This window comes from Actinoplanes sp. NPDC051405, assembly GCF_055586185.1.
In genome coordinates, this window is sequence record NZ_JBVJIR010000007.1 from 280,855 (window position 1) to 295,782 (window position 14,928).

Annotated in this window: 15 protein-coding genes; 8 read left to right on the top strand and 7 right to left on the bottom strand. The window is 72.6% G+C overall.

Features of this window, described 5'->3' with window-relative positions; translation table 11 throughout:
* Nucleotides 1-35: 35 nt before the first annotated feature.
* Together ACZ6S4_RS17830 and ACZ6S4_RS17835 are read left to right on the top strand one after the other, a co-directional pair.
* Nucleotides 36-524: a MarR family winged helix-turn-helix transcriptional regulator gene (locus ACZ6S4_RS17830; RefSeq protein ID WP_465475985.1), complete on the top strand. Its 489-nt coding sequence runs from the start codon at nucleotides 36-38 to the stop codon at nucleotides 522-524.
* A gap of 26 nt (nucleotides 525-550) precedes the next feature.
* Complete coding sequence (locus tag ACZ6S4_RS17835; RefSeq protein WP_465475986.1) at nucleotides 551-1,084, top strand: GNAT family N-acetyltransferase; 534 nt, start codon at nucleotides 551-553, stop codon at nucleotides 1,082-1,084.
* On the opposite strand, the gene ACZ6S4_RS17840 is transcribed toward ACZ6S4_RS17835, so the two are convergent.
* The gene (locus ACZ6S4_RS17840; RefSeq protein ID WP_465475987.1) at nucleotides 1,065-1,709 is read right to left on the bottom strand and encodes an O-methyltransferase; all 645 of its coding nucleotides are present in this window, start codon (nucleotides 1,707-1,709) and stop codon (nucleotides 1,065-1,067) included. The genes ACZ6S4_RS17835 and ACZ6S4_RS17840 overlap by 20 nt on opposite strands.
* Before the next feature lie 61 nt (nucleotides 1,710-1,770).
* On the opposite strand from ACZ6S4_RS17840, the gene ACZ6S4_RS17845 reads away from it, so the two are divergent.
* A complete protein-coding gene (locus ACZ6S4_RS17845) occupies nucleotides 1,771-2,340 on the top strand; it encodes a TetR/AcrR family transcriptional regulator (protein WP_465475988.1) in 570 nt (189 codons plus the stop codon).
* Nucleotides 2,341-2,346: 6 nt separating this feature from the next.
* On the opposite strand, the gene ACZ6S4_RS17850 is transcribed toward ACZ6S4_RS17845, so the two are convergent.
* Nucleotides 2,347-2,985 carry a response regulator gene (locus ACZ6S4_RS17850; protein WP_465475989.1) on the bottom strand — a complete coding sequence of 213 codons (639 nt, stop codon included), beginning with the start codon at nucleotides 2,983-2,985 and terminating at the stop codon, nucleotides 2,347-2,349.
* Complete coding sequence (locus tag ACZ6S4_RS17855; protein ID WP_465475990.1) at nucleotides 2,982-4,157, bottom strand: sensor histidine kinase; 1,176 nt, start codon at nucleotides 4,155-4,157, stop codon at nucleotides 2,982-2,984. Before ACZ6S4_RS17855 ends, ACZ6S4_RS17850 begins: the two co-directional genes overlap by 4 nt.
* A gap of 149 nt (nucleotides 4,158-4,306) precedes the next feature.
* Here ACZ6S4_RS17855 and ACZ6S4_RS17860 point away from each other — a divergent pair, with 149 nt between their 5' ends.
* The 3 genes from ACZ6S4_RS17860 (at nucleotide 4,307) to ACZ6S4_RS17870 (ending at nucleotide 8,923) form a co-directional block, all read left to right on the top strand.
* Nucleotides 4,307-5,095, top strand: coding sequence for an ABC transporter ATP-binding protein (locus ACZ6S4_RS17860; protein ID WP_465475991.1), 789 nt, complete (start codon nucleotides 4,307-4,309; stop codon nucleotides 5,093-5,095).
* Nucleotides 5,092-7,653 carry an ABC transporter permease gene (locus ACZ6S4_RS17865; protein ID WP_465475992.1) on the top strand — a complete coding sequence of 854 codons (2,562 nt, stop codon included), beginning with the start codon at nucleotides 5,092-5,094 and terminating at the stop codon, nucleotides 7,651-7,653. The genes ACZ6S4_RS17860 and ACZ6S4_RS17865 overlap by 4 nt, the downstream gene beginning before the upstream one ends.
* Before the next feature lie 268 nt (nucleotides 7,654-7,921).
* The gene (locus tag ACZ6S4_RS17870) at nucleotides 7,922-8,923 is read left to right on the top strand and encodes an alpha/beta hydrolase (protein ID WP_465475993.1); all 1,002 of its coding nucleotides are present in this window, start codon (nucleotides 7,922-7,924) and stop codon (nucleotides 8,921-8,923) included.
* Here ACZ6S4_RS17870 and ACZ6S4_RS17875 read toward each other — a convergent pair.
* Both ACZ6S4_RS17875 and ACZ6S4_RS17880 read right to left on the bottom strand, forming a co-directional pair.
* Nucleotides 8,908-9,207: an antibiotic biosynthesis monooxygenase family protein gene (locus ACZ6S4_RS17875; RefSeq protein ID WP_465475994.1), complete on the bottom strand. Its 300-nt coding sequence runs from the start codon at nucleotides 9,205-9,207 to the stop codon at nucleotides 8,908-8,910. The two genes, ACZ6S4_RS17870 and ACZ6S4_RS17875, sit on opposite strands and share 16 nt — an antisense overlap.
* Nucleotides 9,204-9,758 carry a TetR/AcrR family transcriptional regulator gene (locus ACZ6S4_RS17880; RefSeq protein ID WP_465475995.1) on the bottom strand — a complete coding sequence of 185 codons (555 nt, stop codon included), beginning with the start codon at nucleotides 9,756-9,758 and terminating at the stop codon, nucleotides 9,204-9,206. Before ACZ6S4_RS17880 ends, ACZ6S4_RS17875 begins: the two co-directional genes overlap by 4 nt.
* A 54-nt stretch (nucleotides 9,759-9,812) precedes the next feature.
* Here ACZ6S4_RS17880 and ACZ6S4_RS17885 point away from each other — a divergent pair, with 54 nt between their 5' ends.
* On the top strand, nucleotides 9,813-10,304 hold the full coding sequence (locus tag ACZ6S4_RS17885; protein WP_465475996.1) for a P-loop nucleotide/nucleoside kinase family protein: 492 nt from the start codon (nucleotides 9,813-9,815) through the stop codon (nucleotides 10,302-10,304).
* Nucleotides 10,305-11,051: 747 nt separating this feature from the next.
* Nucleotides 11,052-11,690: a GNAT family N-acetyltransferase gene (locus ACZ6S4_RS17890; RefSeq protein WP_465475997.1), complete on the top strand. Its 639-nt coding sequence runs from the start codon at nucleotides 11,052-11,054 to the stop codon at nucleotides 11,688-11,690.
* Between the two features lie 2 nt (nucleotides 11,691-11,692).
* Here ACZ6S4_RS17890 and ACZ6S4_RS17895 read toward each other — a convergent pair whose 3' ends face one another.
* Nucleotides 11,693-13,777, bottom strand: coding sequence for a response regulator (locus ACZ6S4_RS17895; protein WP_465475998.1), 2,085 nt, complete (start codon nucleotides 13,775-13,777; stop codon nucleotides 11,693-11,695).
* Entirely contained in the window at nucleotides 13,774-14,856 is a 1,083-nt protein-coding gene (gene cheB, locus ACZ6S4_RS17900) for a chemotaxis-specific protein-glutamate methyltransferase CheB (RefSeq protein ID WP_465475999.1), read from the bottom strand. Before cheB ends, ACZ6S4_RS17895 begins: the two co-directional genes overlap by 4 nt.
* Between the last annotated feature and the right edge of the window lie 72 nt (nucleotides 14,857-14,928).

The following is a 14,928-nucleotide window of genomic DNA, read 5'->3' on the forward strand; positions in this document are numbered from 1 at the left end:
ATATTGAAGCTTCAAACCAGCAGTACGATGGACGGGTGACCGCCGAACCGCCGCGCTGGCTCAGCCCCGACGAGTTGCGGGCCTGGCTGCCCGTGGGTGGCCTGCTGCTGAAACTGCCCGCCGCCCTGGACGCCCAGATGCAACGCGACTCGGGCCTGAGCCACTTCGAATATCTCGTGCTGGCCAACCTCTCCGAGGCCCCCGAGCGGACCCGCCGGATGAGCGCCCTGGCCGCGCTGGCCAACGGCTCGCTGTCCCGGCTCTCGCACGTGGTCAAGCGCCTGGAGGCGCGCGGCTGGATCGAGCGCAAGGCCTGCCCGTCCGACGGCCGCTACACCAACGCGGTGCTCACCGACGCCGGCTGGGAGAAGGTGCTGGCCAGCGCGCCCGGACACGTGGAAGCCGTCCGCACGCTGGTGCTCGACGCGCTGTCCCCGGCCGAGCTCGACCAGTTCGGCGCCATGGCCCGGCGCCTGCTGGAGCGCCTGGAGCCGGGCGACGCCCGTAATGCCTTTCCCGGCTGATCAACCGGCCCGATAATGTCGCGGGCATGGCCGAGCTCATCGCCCCTACCGCCCGCCTGCACAAAGCCTGGCTGCGCTCCCGCGACGACTGGAGTCGCGGCGTGCACCAGGACGGTGCGGGGTTGCGGCCGGGGGACGACGTGGACAGCCCGGACGGCTTCGCCGCCTGGGTGCGCCGGCTGCTGCGCGAGGCGGACCCGGCCGTGCCGGTCCCGGAGGGCCTGGTCCACTGCACGTACTGGTGGATCGTCGAGGACGACGAGGTGCTCGGCGCGATCGCGCTGCGCCACGAGCTCAACGACTTCCTGCTGCGGGCCGGCGGGCACATCGGTTACGGCGTACGGCCGTCGGCGCGCCGCCGCGGCCTGGCGTCGTTCGGCCTGGGTGCGGTCCTGCCGTACGCGGCCGAGCTCGGCCTGACCCGCGTCCTGGTCACCTGCAACGTGGCCAACGAGGGCTCCCGCCGCACGATCGAGCGCAACGGCGGCGAACTGGAGGACATCCGCGACACCGAGATCGGCCGGCTGCGCCGCTACTGGATCACCACGTCCGGCAGCTGAGTTCCATTCCGTCCTCGACCGGGAAGTCTACAGTGGTGTAGCCGTTGGCCGGGTCGCGGACGTAGGCCAGGTAGGGCGCCATGCTCGTCATGCCGGTGTCGTCGGCGACCACCAGGGCGCCCGGAGCGAGCCGCGGCTCCAGCAACCGCAGCACCGGCAGGCAGAGGTCCTTCCAGCCGTCCAGCAGCAGGAAGTCGACCTGACCGGGCACCGCGGCCAGCGTCTGGAGGGCGTCGCCGCGCAGGATCGTCACGGCCCGGTCGAGCCCGGCCTCGGCCAGGTTGGCCCGGGCCGCCGCCACCTTGGTGACGCTCAGCTCGGTGCTGAAGACGTGCCCGCTGCCGTTGTCGGTGACCCCGGCGGCCAGGTAGATCGTCGACACGCCGTAGGAGGTGCCGAACTCGACCACCGTGGCGGGGCGGGTCGCGCGTACCAGGGTGTAGAGCAGGTCGCCGCCGCGGGCCGAGATCGGCATGTAGACCTGATCCAGTGTGTCCGCGCGCTCCTGCGGCGGCGCGGTCACGAAGGGACGGTCGGCGGGCCACAGATCGGGGTCGCGCGCTGCCGCGTCGAAGAGGCGCTCCAGGAGCGCGGGAACGGGGGCGCGGGTCAGTGTGTTGGGCATGGCGGTAGACTAGACGCAACGTTGCGTCCAGGCAAGGTGCGCGGCAGTCCGAGGAGACAACATGAACCATCGCGGGAACCGGCACGGACGCAGCGAGCAGGCCCGGCTGAGTGTGTTGCAGGCAGCCGACGACCTGCTCGCCGAGAAGGGCTTCGCCCAGCTCACGATCGAGGGCATCGCGGCCCGCGCGGGGGTCGCCAAACAGACCATCTACCGCTGGTGGCCCTCGAAGACCGACGTGCTGTTCGACGCGTTCGCCGCCGACGCCGCGCAGGACCTGGAACCGGCGGACACCGGCGGCCTGGCCGGTGACCTGCGCGCACACCTGGAGAACCTCGCGCAGTACCTGACCCACTCGGACGCCGGCGCGGTCTTCCGCGCGCTCACCGGGCAGGCGATGCACGACCCCGAACTGGCGGCCCGGCTGCGCGCCGAGCACCTCACCCACCAGCGGGCACGCGACCGCCGCCCGCTGGAACGCGCGGTCGCCCGCGGTGACCTGCCCGCGGACACGGACCTCGACGCGGCCGTCGACCAGCTGGTCGGCCCGGTCTACTACCGCGTGCTGGTCACCGGGCAGCCGGTCACCCCGGACTTCGTCGAGACCCTGGTCCGGCAGGTGGTGCCGTAGGGCCGCTCAGCCGACCAGGCGGCGTTCCCAGGCCCAGGCGGCGATCTCCACCCGGTTGCGGGCCCCGAGCTTGGTCTGCACGCTGCCCAGGTGCGTCTTGACGGTGCCGACCGAGATGAACAACTGCGTCGCGATCTCCGCGTTGGTCAACCCGCGGGCGGCCAGCTTGACCACGTCCAGCTCGCGCGGGGACAGACCGCCGTCGTCGCCGGTCGGGGCCGGCGGGGACAGATGCTCCAGCAGCCGTACGGTGATCGACGGGCTGATCAGCGCATCCCCGGACACCGCCGCGCGGACCGCCTCCACCAGCAGCGCCGGTCCCGAGTCCTTCAGCAGGAAGCCGGCCGCGCCGTTGCGCAGCGCCTGGTGCACGTACTCGTCGAGGTCGAAGGTCGTCACGACGACCACCTTGATCGGATCCGCGACGCCCGGGCCGGCCAGCAGCCGCAGGGCCTCCAGGCCGTCCATCCGGGGCATCCGGATGTCGAAGAGCGCCACGTCGGGCTTGAGCTTGCGGGCCATCGCCACCGCCTCGACGCCGTCCGCGGCCTCGCCGACCAGCTCCATGTCGGGCTGCGCGCCGATGATCATGCCGAAGCCGGTCCGTACCATCGCCTGGTCGTCGGCGATCATCACGCGGATCACCGCGTCACCTCCTGGTCGAGCGGCAGGGCGGCGTCGACGACCCAGCCGCCGTCGATGCCCGGCCCGGCGGTGATGCGACCGCCGACCGCGCGGACCCGTTCGGTCAGGCCCACGAGACCGTACCCCGGCGCCTCGCGCGGCATCGCGGCGCGCGGCGCCGCGCCGTCGTTCGCCACCCGGACGAGCAACCAATCGGCGGTACGGCGCACCCACACGTCCGCGACCCGCGCGTCCTTGGCGTGCCGGCGGATGTTGGTCAGCGCCTCCATCACCACCCGGTACGCCGACGTGGACACCTCCACCGGGAGCCCCGCCGTGCTGCCGTCCACGTGCAACCGGGCGAGCACCTCGCCGGCGTTGCTGAACTGCTCCAGCAGCGGGGCCAGCTCGTCCACCCCGGCCAGCGGCGCGAGCGGCGCGTCCGGCCGGGCGTTCGGGTCACGCAGCACCCCGACCATCCGGCGCATCGAGGCCATCGTCTCGGCGCCGGCCGCCTCGATCTGCTCCAGCGCCAGCAGCACCCGCTTGGGATCCTGCTCGGCGATGAACCGCGCGCCCTGCGCCTGCACGACGATGCCGGTGACGTGGTGGGCGATGAAGTCGTGCAGGTCCCGGGCGAACTCGGCGCGCTGCTCGGCCCGGACCGAGTCCATCGCGCGTACCCGGGTCGACTCGATGATGCGCAGGTAGACCGCCAGGGCGATGACCGCCGTCGCGACCAGCCCCAGGGCCAGGCCGGCGATGACGTAGTCGTCGCTGGTGCCGGCCCGCAACGGCATGAACCCGATCGCCATGCCGAGCAGCAGCACGGCGCCGACCGCCCACCGGCTGTCGCCCCGCCGGCACACCACGAACAGGACCGCGAGCAGCCCGACCGACTCGGCCAGGCCGAAGCTGCCGCCGACGCCGCTCGACGCACCGCCGATCCCGATGGTCAGCAGCAGGGAGAACCCCGCCAGCAGCATGGCCGCCTTGGGCAGCCGGGCCGAACCCTGCCGGTGGGCGGGCAGCCAGACGGCGGCCGTCGACAGGGCGCCGATGAACAGCGCGAAGGCCAGCGGCAATCCGCCCGCGGACACGGCGGAGGCCAGGTCGATCAGCCCCAGCATGGCCATCACCAGCAGGGTGGCCAGCTGAGCGCCACGGCGGATCAGGTTCGGTCGCGTCAACATCGTGACCCAGCGTAACCGCTGCTCAACGCGCCTCCATCGGCCGAAAGACAGATCCGCCGCGGCTGCCGATCCCCGCTGCGGGCTGATGTGCGCAGTGTCCCCCGACCATCAGGCTGCTCCCAGTTTCACCGACTAATGGAGGACCCCTGATGAGAACGCAGTCCCCGGCCGCCGCGCCGACGACATTCACGGCCGGTCCGGATGACGGCATGACCGCCGTCGCCGCCGTGGACCTGGTCAAGGTGTACGGCAGCGGGGAGACCGCCGTCCGCGCCCTCGACGGCGTGACGGTCGGCTTCGCGCGCGCCCAGTTCACCGCCATCATGGGACCGTCCGGCTCCGGCAAGTCCACGCTGATGCACTGCCTGGCCGGGCTCGACACGGCCACCTCGGGCCGGGCACTGCTGGGCGGCACCGACCTCACCACGCTCAGCGACAAGGTCCTCACCCGGGTCCGCCGCGAGCGGATCGGCTTCGTCTTCCAGTCGTTCAACCTGCTCCCGCAGCTCACCGCCGAGCAGAACATCACCCTGCCGCTGGACCTGGCCGGCCGGCGGGCCGAATCCGGGCTGTTCGCCCACCTCGCCGACGTGCTGGGCCTCAACGGGCGGCTCACCCACCGGCCCAGCGAGCTCTCCGGCGGCCAGCAGCAGCGGGTCGCGCTGGCCCGGGCGCTGGTCTCGCGCCCCGAGGTCGTCTTCGCCGACGAGCCGACCGGCAACCTGGACTCCCGCTCCGGCGCCGAGGTGCTGTCGTTCCTGCGCGACTCCGTGCGCGAACTCGGCCAGACCATCGTCATGGTCACCCACGATCCGGGTGCCGCCGCGTACGCCGACCGGGTCGTGCTGCTCGCCGACGGCAAGGTGGCCGGTGAACTGGACCGTCCTGACCGCGCGTCGATCGCCGACGCCCTGCAGCACCTGGGGACGTACCGATGAACGTGCTCCGTACCCAGCTGGCCGGCGTCTCCCGGCGTCCGGCCCGGCTGCTGCTCACCGGGCTGGCCATGCTGGTGGCGTCCTTCGTGGTCTACGCCACCGTGCTGGCCCAGCAGATCACCGAGCGCACCATGCTCGACGGCCTCAGCGGCACGCCCGCCGCCGTCGACCTGGTCGTCGGCGGGGAATCGGACACCGGCAACGTGCCGGCCATCACCCGCGCCGAGCTGGCCCGGCTCCAGGCGGTGCCCGGCGTCGCCGAGGCGGCCGGGCGGACGGAGTTCGGCGGCCAGACCGGCAGCGACTACCTCAACATCACGGCCGACCCGGGCAGCGGCCCGCTGGCCGTCGCCCACGTCACCCAGGGCCGGTACCCGTCCGCGCCGGGCGAGATCGCGGTGACCCCGCGCACGGCGGACCGGATGGGCCTGCCCGTGGGCAGCACCGTCTCACTGATCACCAGCTGGGACGACGACGGCAAGCCCGGGAAGCCCGTGCGGCTCACGGTCACCGGTGTGGCCGACGCCCGCGACGACTACGGCTTCACCGCGTACGCCCCGACGGCCGCCGTCCTGGCGCTGAGCCCCGACACCACCCTGTACAAGGTGGACGTGCGCCTGGCCCCGGGAGCCGACGCCACCGCCGTCCGCGCGGAGCTCGACCGGATCGTGCAGAGCATGCCGGCCCCGGCCGAGGGCGCCGAACGCGCGCTGATCCGGGCCGGCGCGGACGTGCGCACCACCGAGGCGAACCGCGCGGCGTCCGAACTCAACGAGCTGTTCGCCGTCGTCGGCATGTTCGTGGCCATCGCCGTGGTCGCCGCCGGGCTGGTCGCCACCTCCACGTTCCGCATCGTGTTCGCCCAGCGGATGCGCCAGCTGGCGCTGCTGCGGGCGGTCGGCGCGGGACGCGGCTCGATCAGCCGGGCGCTGGCCGCCGAGGGCGCACTGACCGGATTCGTCGCCGGCCTGGTCGGCGTGCTGGGGGCCCTGGCCGTCGGCCACGTCCTGCCGCCGGTGCTGCGCGCCTTCGACGTCGCGGTGTCCTCGCCCGGCGTCCCGGTGCTGCCCGCGGCCGGGGTGATCCTGCTGTCCGTGCTGATCACCGTGCTGGCCGTGCTGGCTCCGGCGTTCTCGGCCGCGAAGGTGGCCCCGCTGGAGGCGCTGCGCTCGGCCAGCACCACCGGCGGCCGGCGCGACATCGGCAAGCTGCGCTGGGCGTTCGGGCTGCTGCTCACGCTGATGGCGGCCGGCGCGGCCGCGTACGTGATCGCCAACCTGCCGGACCGCGACGCGAAGAACTACACGCCCGCACCGATGCTGCTCACGGTGGTCATCTCCGGAGCGCTGGCCTTCTTCGCCCTGATGGCGCTGGGCCCGGTCCTGGTCCGCCCGGTACTGGCCACGGTGGGCTGGCCGCTGCGCCGGCTCGGCGCCGTCGGCCGGCTCGCGGTGGGAGGAGTGGGCGGAGCGCCCCGGCGGGCCGCAGCGGTGTCGGTCGTGGTGGCGCTCGGCGTCACGCTGATCGCCGGCGTCGTGGTGACCGGAGCCTCGGTCCGGGTGCTCGCCGACCGCGAGATGGCCTCGGCCGTACCCGCCGACTACGAACTCGCCGCCAACGCCGACGAGCGGGTCCCGGCCGCCCTGGTCGACCAGGCGAAAGCCAGCCCCGACCTGGCCCACGTGACGCCGTACCGGCGCCTCGACGCGGTCACGATCGGCGGCAACGAGTCGCAGCTGCAGGCCACCGACCTCGACATGGACGCGCTGCCGACCATGAAGAACATCGACGTGTCGGCCGGCACGCTGGCCGGCATCAAACCCGGCGCGGTGGCGATCTCCGGCTTCGCCACGGACCTGTCGGGGCTGGCGGTCGGCGACACCACGACGCTGACCAGCGGCAAGAAGAAGCTCCAGGTCACAGTCGCGGCGGTCCTGCCCGACACCGGGCCGCTGCAGTCGTCCCTGCTGCTGGACCCGAACGACCTGAGCAAGCTCGGAGCGCCGGCGACCTACTCCGGGCTGCTGGCGGACGCGGCGAAGTCGGGCGAGGACGGGCGTACCGCCGGGCAGAAGGCCATGCAGCAGCTGGTCCAGGGGCGGACGGGCCTGGGCGTCACGGTCCTGGCCGACCAGCGGGACCAGTTCAACCTGATCCTGAACGGCGTCCTGGCCGTGGCGATCGGCCTGGTCGGGCTGACGGTGCTGATCGCAGTGGTCGGCGTGGGCACGACAACAGCGCTGTCGGTGGTGGAACGAGTCCGCGAATCGGGTCTGCTGCGAGCGGTGGGCCTGTCCCGCGGCGGGCTGAGGGCGATGCTGACCGCGGAATCGAGCCTGTACGGGGTGATCGGCGCGACGATCGGCCTGGTCCTGGGAGTCCCGTACGCCTGGCTGTCGATCAAGGCTCTGGGGGTGAACGCTCCGCTGGCCTTGCCGGTGTGGCAGCTGGCGGCGGTGTTCCTGACGCTGGTTGTCTTCACGGCGCTGGCGGGGGTGTTGCCGGCTCGGCGGGCTTCGCGGGTCAGTCCGGTGGCTGCGCTGGCTACTGACGGCTGATTCGGTGGGATGAGGGGTCGCCCTCGGCGGTTGGTGACGCCGGGGGTGGCTCCTGTTCTGGGGTCGTTCCTGGCTTGTTGCGGGGTTCGTGCTTGGCCGCTCTTCCCTCCGGTTCCTCGCGCCGGTTCCTCCGGCCTTCTGTGCCGGTCTGGCTGCGTTTCTCCCTCCACTCCCTCTGCGCTGGCTGGGTTTTACCGGCCGATGTCCGCATCGACTTCGGGGCGTTCGCGGCCTCGTTCTTGTCGTACCCGGCGGATAGATTCCTGGGGTGACCGATCAGCCCGCAGAGCTTCCCGCCGAGACCGTGCCGCTTGATCGCGCGGATCTCGCGGCGGTGGATCCCGAGCTGCGCGAGCCGTTGCCGACGATCATGGCGGCGACTCCGCGGCCGTTGACCCTCGACGTGTTGCCGGCCCGGCGGGCGCTCGGCGCCGAGCTGCGGCCCACCGACGAGTTGTTGTCGCGGGACGGCCGGATCACGCTGGAGACCCGGCAAGCGGGGGAGACCAACGTCCTGATCGCCCGGCCCGCCGGGGTGGAGAGGCCCCTGCCCGGGGTCTTTTACCTTCACGGCGGCGGGATGATCGCCGGAGACGAGCGGAGTGACCTGCCCGGAGTCCTCGACTGGGTCGAGCGGGTCGGTGTCGTGCTCGTCTCGGTCGCGTATCGGCTGGCGCCCGAGCACCCGTACCCGGCGGGTGTTGAGGATTGTCACGCCGCGCTCACCTGGACCCTGGCTCACCGGGACGAGCTGGGCATCGACGGCCGGGTGGTGCTGGCCGGCACCAGCGCCGGTGGTGGACTCGCGGCCGGGACAGCGCTGCTGCACCGCGACCGCGGCGGTGCGGATCTGGCTGGGCTGCTGCTGATGTGCCCGATGCTGGACGACCGGAGGGTGGACGCGCCGGTGCGCCCGTACGACACGTGGAGCTCGGTCTCGAACCTGACCGGCTGGACCGCCCTGCTCGGGGCCGCCCGCGGCGGCCCGGACGTCTCGCCCTACGCCGCGCCGGCGCGCGCCACCGACCTGTCGGGCCTGCCTCCGACCTTCATCGACGTGGGCACGGCCGACATCTTCCTGGACGAGGACGTGACCTTCGCCCAGCGGATCTGGGCGGCCGGAGGCCGGGCCGACCTGCACGTGTGGGCGGGCGGATTCCACGCGTTCGACCACCTGGTCCCGGAGGCGCAGCTCTCCCGCGAGGCCCGGGCCGCACGGGTCGGATGGCTTAAGCGCATCTTCCGGCCCGGGCCCTACGTCACCGTGTAGTGCGCGACCGTTTCCTCGCGGCCGATCAGGAACTCGTCGTCCTCGGGATAGAAGACAGCCCGGGAGATGTCCGAGCCCGCGAAGCCCTGGATCACCTCGATCGACTCCCACCAGCTCAGCGTGACCACCTCGGTGCGGCCGTCACCCAGGTCCCGGGTCCACATCTGCGCGTCGATGTTGCCCGGCGTGCCGCGGTAGGCGGCCATGCCGGTGTCCTCGATGTAGGCGACGTATTCGGCGGCCCGGTCGGTGGCGACCCAGCCACGCCACATGCGTGCGATCACCCGTTCGACACTAGGCCGTGCACCATCCGCCGGACCAGCCCCGCGGCCTGCACCGGATCGTCACCCACCACCCCGAGCGCGTCGTACGCCGGGAACGACGTCGCCGCCACCACCCCGGCCAGCACCGCCTCGCTCTGCCCGGGCAGCAACCGCCGGAACTGCTCGCGCCGCCGCTCCTCGCGCCCGGCGAGATGCGCGGCGATGCCGGCGTCGACCGCGGCCAGCCCGAAGAGCGGCCGCAGCACCGGGCGCTCGCCGTGCCAGAAGCGACAGGTCTGCTCCACGACGAAGGCCAGCGCCTCGCCGGGGCCCAGCTCTCGCGACGCCGTCAGCAGCTGATCCATGCCGGCCCGGCCGGTCAGCTCGGTGAGCACCGCGTCGAGCAGCCCGGCCTTGTTGCGCACCTGGTTGTAGACGGTGACCCGGGTGACCCCGGCCCGGGTGGCGACGGCTTCGAGGGTGAACTCCCGCCACGGCACGGTGGCAAGCAACTCCCGTGCGGCGGCGATGACCGCCTGCCGGGTCGCTGCGGTGGCGTCGGCTCGTCGCATGGTCGATCCCCCGAAAGCTTGACGCCGTGTATAGCGAGTCACTATACACGCTGTATGACGAATGGAACTTTGATCGAGTTCGGTGGACTCCCGGGCACCGGCAAGTCCACACTGGCCGCTCATCTCGCGAACTGCAGCGGCGCGGTGTGGCTGCGCATCGACGAGATCGAGGGCGCGATGCGACGCAACGGGCTGACGGCGGGCCAGACCGGGGTGGCGGCGTACTCGATCGCCCACGACGTGGCGGCGAGCCACCTCCGGCGCGGGCTCACAGTGATCGCGGACGCGGTGAACCCGGTGGACGCGGCCCGCCTCGGCTGGCGGGACCTGGCCCGGTCGGTGCAGGCCCGGCACGTCGTGATCGAGACCTCGTGCCCGGACGCGGCCCGGCTCGACCGGATCGCCGAGCGGGAGCCGGACCTGCTCATCCCGCTGACGGCGGACGGCTATGAGCCGCGCACCGACGAGCGGCTGATCGTCGACACGACTCGGCCGTTGAGGGAGTGCCAGGCCGATGTGGCCCGCCACACCGGATTCACGCCGTAACTGACGCGTCGTGCCGAGTCCTGGGCCGATCCCAGACCGTCGCTCGTCGTCGTTGCCGGTCCTCGTTGTCGCTCGTCGCCGCCACCGATCCGCGACCGTCGCCGCCGATCCGCGACCGTCGCCGCCGCTCCGCGACCGTCGCCGCCGCTCCGCGACCGTCGCCGCCGCTCCGCGACCGTCGCCGCCGCTCCGAGACCGTCGCCGCCGCTCCGCGACCGTCGCCGCCGCTCCGCGACCGTCGCCGCCACCGCTCCGCGACCGTCGCCGCCACCGCTCCGCGACCGTCGCCGCCGCTCCGCGACCGTCGCTCCTCGCCGCCGATTCGGGACCGCCGATTCGGGACCGCCCATTCGGGACCGCCTGTCCGCGGCCGTCGCCCATCGCCGCGGAGCTGCGCGGAGCGCAGAGGCGCGGCGGGTCGCAGGTGCTCGTCCTCTGGCCGCCCGGCCACGGCCCGTAGCGGGATGCGTCGACTGATCCGGTGCCGCTCCTGCGGGCGGTAGGACGGGCCAACGACGGCGCGTACTAACCTGGACGCGTCCGCGCACGGCATCCCTGCCCGGGCTCGCCGCGACGCCGGACCACGTTGTGGCCGGGCCGTGACGCCCAGGGCCGGCCGGATGCCGAAAGCTCGGCCGGATGCCGAAAGCTCGGCCGGATGCCGAAAGCTCGGCCGGAAGACGCTGCTCGGCCGGGACCCCGCCGAGGGGCGGCGACTGGTCGCCTGACGAGGGGAGCTGGATCGGCGTGAACGACTGGCCACTTGCCGAGCTGCGGCTGAGCTGCCGCGAGGTCTCCCTACGACCTGTCCGCGAGCCAGACCTCCCGGCGCTCGCCGCGATCCTCCCCGGCGACTTCGAGCAGGACCCGCGCCTCGAACTCTTCCCGGGCCTGAGTGCCGATGCGAACCAGCGCCGACTCTTCTACCAGGGCTACTGGAAGTCGCTCGGCACGTGGTCACCCTCGGCGTGGGTGCTGCACTTCGCGGTCACGTACCGGAACGAGCTCGTCGGGGTGCAGACGCTGGAGGCCGACAACTTCCCCGTGCTGAAGACCGTGGATTCAGCGTCCTGGCTGGTGCCGGGCGTGCGCGGCCGCGGCCTCGGGGTGGCGATGCGAACGGCGGTGCTCGGCCTCGCCTTCGACCACCTGGGCGCGATCGCGGCGGTGTCGTCGGCCGTGGCCGGCAACGCGGCGTCGCTCGGGGTGTCGCGCCGCATCGGTTACGCCGACAACGGGGTCGGCCTGATCGTCGTCCCCGGTGGTGAAGTGGCCGAGCTGCAAAACCTCCGGCTCACCGTGGACGACTGGCGGTCCGCGGGGCACGGTAGCGATGTGACCGTCGGCGGGCTCACGCCGTGCCTGCCGTGGTTCGGGCTGCACTGACCTCATCGGTGCGCCGGTGGCAGGGTGAACCAGAAAGTCGCGCCCCGCCCGTCCTCGCCCTCGGCGTGGATCTCGCCGCCGTGGCGTTCCACGGCCCGGTGCACGGTCGTCAGGCCGATGCCGGTGCCCGGGAAGTCGGCCGCCTTGTGCAGCCGGGCGAACGGCCGGAACAGCTCGATCGCCTTGCCCGCCGGGAAGCCCGCCCCGTTGTCACGGATGTGGTACCTCGGGCTCTCGCCCGGCCCGCTCCAGCCCACCTCGACAACGGGCTCGGTCACCCGCCGGGTGAACTTGCACGCGTTGTTGATCAAATTTTCCAGGATGACCCGTACCAGGCCCTCGTCCCCGTCGGCGGTCATGCCGTCGGTGACCGTGAACCGGATCTCCCGGCCCGGTTCCCGAGCCGTGACCTCGCCGATCACCTGCCAGGCCGTCGCGGTCAGGTCGAAGCGTTCCCGGCGCAGCTCACCCCGGCTGGCCCGGGCCAGGATCAGCAGCGACTCGACCAGATCCGCCATCCGCCCGGCCGCCGCGTGGATGCGCTGCACCCGATGGCGGACCTGGTCGCTGAGCGGCTCGTCGTCCTCGTCCAGGATGGTCTCCGCGAAACTGCTGATCACCTGCAACGGGCCGCGCAGGTCGTGTGAGACCGAACCGCTGAACGCCTCCAGCTCGCGGTTGCGCCACTCCAGCTCCTCGACCAGCGCCGCCCGGGTCTCGGCGAGCTGCCGCGCCGCCCGTTCACCGGCCGCGTCGAGCTCGCGGCGCATCAGCTCCTCGCGGATGCGCCGGCTCTCGTCGAGGGACTGCTTGCGGCGGATCTGCCCGCGTACGTGGGCCCGCAGCGTCTCCGGCCCGTCGGCGGACCGCACGTAGTCGTCCGCCCCCGCGGCCAGGCAGTCCAGCATGGCGTCGTCGTGGTCCCCGATCATGATGACCGGGGTGTCGCCGATCTGCGGGACCTCTTTGATCCGGCGGCAGATCTCCCGGGCGTCGGCACCGGCGCCGTCGAGACCCAGCACGATGCAGTCGACCGGTTGCGCCGCCAGCAGATCCAGGGCGTCATCGGCGGTGCCGGCGGGCACCACGTCGTACCCGTCGTCGCGCAGGGCATCGCCCAGCGCGAGCAGCCGCTGCCGGTCCGACGTCACGGTGAGGACCTTGCCCGGCCCGTGCAGGCTCCCGGTGACCTCGATGGGCAGCTGCTCGGCGCTGGTCCGCAGCACGGCGGCGAGCTTGGCGAGCACGACGGCGAGGTCCTGCTGCTTGCGGACGAACGCGTCGGCGCCCGCCTCCAGCATCTGCACCTCGGTCGCGTAGTCGTCCGAGGCCGTCATCAACAGGCACGGAATGTCCCGCAGCGCCGGATCGAGCCGCAGCCGCCGGATCACAGTCGCGCCGTCGATGCCCGGCATGACCCCGTCCACGATGACGGCCTGCGGCCTGCGGTCAGCCGCCGTGCGCAGGCCCTCCTCACCGGAGTTGGCGGTGATGACGGCGTACCCCTCAGGTTCCAGCAGCTCCCGCAGCTTCTCCCGGAAGGTGATGCTGTCGTCGATGACCAGCACCGTGGTGCGGTCGTCGATGCGGAACGGGTCCTCGCCGAGCAACTGCCGCGCCCGCGCCACGACATAACCGGCGTCGTAGGGCTTGCCGACGTACTCGTCAGCCCCGGTCCGCAGCCCGTGCAGCCGATCGGCGACCTCCGCCTCGCTGGAGAGCAGCACGGTGACCGTGCCTTCCCGGCCGGGATGGGCCCGCAACTCCCGCAGCAGCTCGACCCCGTCGGCATCCGGCAGCAGCACGTCGAGCACCGCGACATCAAAATGCGCCCCGGCGAACGCCGCCCGCGCCTCAGCGCCGTTGGCGCACAAAATAGACCGGAAGCCGTCGGCCTCAAAAGCCTCGTGCAGATCCATCCGTACGGTGAGACTGTCATCGACGATCAGCACCGTGTGCTTGTCGACCGGCGGCCCGATGCCGGTCTCGCGGCGCCCTTCAGTGCCGCGATCGGCCTGATGAACGGTGGTCGCGGACGTGGACGGCTGGGCGAGCCGGCCGACCGCCTCGTGGGTCGGATGGCTCATCGCCGCACCCCCACGTCGGACGACAACTCGCCGAGGCGCCCGGCTATCCGTGAGGGCGGCATGATGGAGCCGGCCGCGCCGAGCAGCGCCGCCTCCCGCGGCATGCCGTAGACGACACAGCTCCCCTCGTCCTGGGCGAACGTGTGCCCGCCCCGCGCACGCATCTGCAGGAGGCCGAGGGCACCGTCCCGGCCCATGCCGGTGAGCAGGCATCCGGCTGCCGTCGGGCCGTATTCGGCGGCAACGGACTCGAAGAGCACGTCGACGGACGGCCGGCAGGAATGCCGGGGCGGTCCCTCACTGAGCCGCAAGTGACCATCGCGGACCAGCAGGTGACGATCCGGCGGCGCCAGCAGGATCCGGCCGTTGAGCGCCCGCATGGACATCCCGTCCACGGCGTAGCTGACGTTGCGCCCGGTCTGCCCGGCGAGCCAGTCGGAGAAGGCCACGGCGAACGGCTCACTGGCCGCGATGTGCTGCACGCAGAGCACAGGCGGCGCGAAACCGGTCGGCAGCGCGCGAAGCAACTCGGTCAGCGCCCCGGGCCCACCGGTCGACGCCCCGAGAGCGACCACCTTGATCCGCGGCTCATCGGTGGTGAGCAGCGGGGGAGCGGCCGGCGGACGCACGGCCGGCTCAGGTGTCGTACGGCTGCGACCGTCGAGGCGCGCCCGCGGGTGCGTGATGACGCGGATCCGCGACACCAGCCGTACGGTCGAGCACAGCCGGCGTGCCCACCCAGCGTCGGAATCGTCCCCGCGCGGCTTCTCCAGCACATCCACCGCGCCGGCGGCGAGCGCGTTGTAGGTGCTGAACAGCTCCTGCCGATCGGCTGAGGAGACGACCAGGATCGGCGTGGGGAACTCGGCCATGATGTGCTCGGTGGCGACGAGGCCGCTCATCGTGGGCAGCATCATGTCCATGGTGACCACGTCGGGCCGCAGCCGCCCGACCAGCTCGACGGCCTGTCCGCCGTCGAGTGCCTCACCGACCACCTGCAGTTCGGGGTCGGTCGCGAGCGCCTCGCGCAGGGCGTGGCGCATGGTCGCCGAGTCCTCGACCACCAGAACGCGGATCATGCGTGGCTCCCCTTTGGCACGGCCCGCCGACGAATGTCGCTGCGCCCGGTGCGGCGGACGAGGCTATCCGCG

Coding starts and splice junctions, on each gene's coding strand:
- ACZ6S4_RS17860 (WP_465475991.1), top strand. CDS start 4,307: ATGAGAACGCAGTCCCCGGCCGCCGCGCCGACGACATTCACGGCCGGT.
- cheB (WP_465475999.1), bottom strand. CDS start 14,856: ATGATCCGCGTTCTGGTGGTCGAGGACTCGGCGACCATGCGCCACGCC.
- ACZ6S4_RS17880 (WP_465475995.1), bottom strand. CDS start 9,758: ATGCGACGAGCCGACGCCACCGCAGCGACCCGGCAGGCGGTCATCGCC.
- ACZ6S4_RS17865 (WP_465475992.1), top strand. CDS start 5,092: ATGAACGTGCTCCGTACCCAGCTGGCCGGCGTCTCCCGGCGTCCGGCC.
- ACZ6S4_RS17845 (WP_465475988.1), top strand. CDS start 1,771: ATGAACCATCGCGGGAACCGGCACGGACGCAGCGAGCAGGCCCGGCTG.
- ACZ6S4_RS17835 (WP_465475986.1), top strand. CDS start 551: ATGGCCGAGCTCATCGCCCCTACCGCCCGCCTGCACAAAGCCTGGCTG.
- ACZ6S4_RS17895 (WP_465475998.1), bottom strand. CDS start 13,777: ATGAGCCATCCGACCCACGAGGCGGTCGGCCGGCTCGCCCAGCCGTCC.
- ACZ6S4_RS17840 (WP_465475987.1), bottom strand. CDS start 1,709: ATGCCCAACACACTGACCCGCGCCCCCGTTCCCGCGCTCCTGGAGCGC.
- ACZ6S4_RS17885 (WP_465475996.1), top strand. CDS start 9,813: ATGACGAATGGAACTTTGATCGAGTTCGGTGGACTCCCGGGCACCGGC.
- ACZ6S4_RS17855 (WP_465475990.1), bottom strand. CDS start 4,157: ATGTTGACGCGACCGAACCTGATCCGCCGTGGCGCTCAGCTGGCCACC.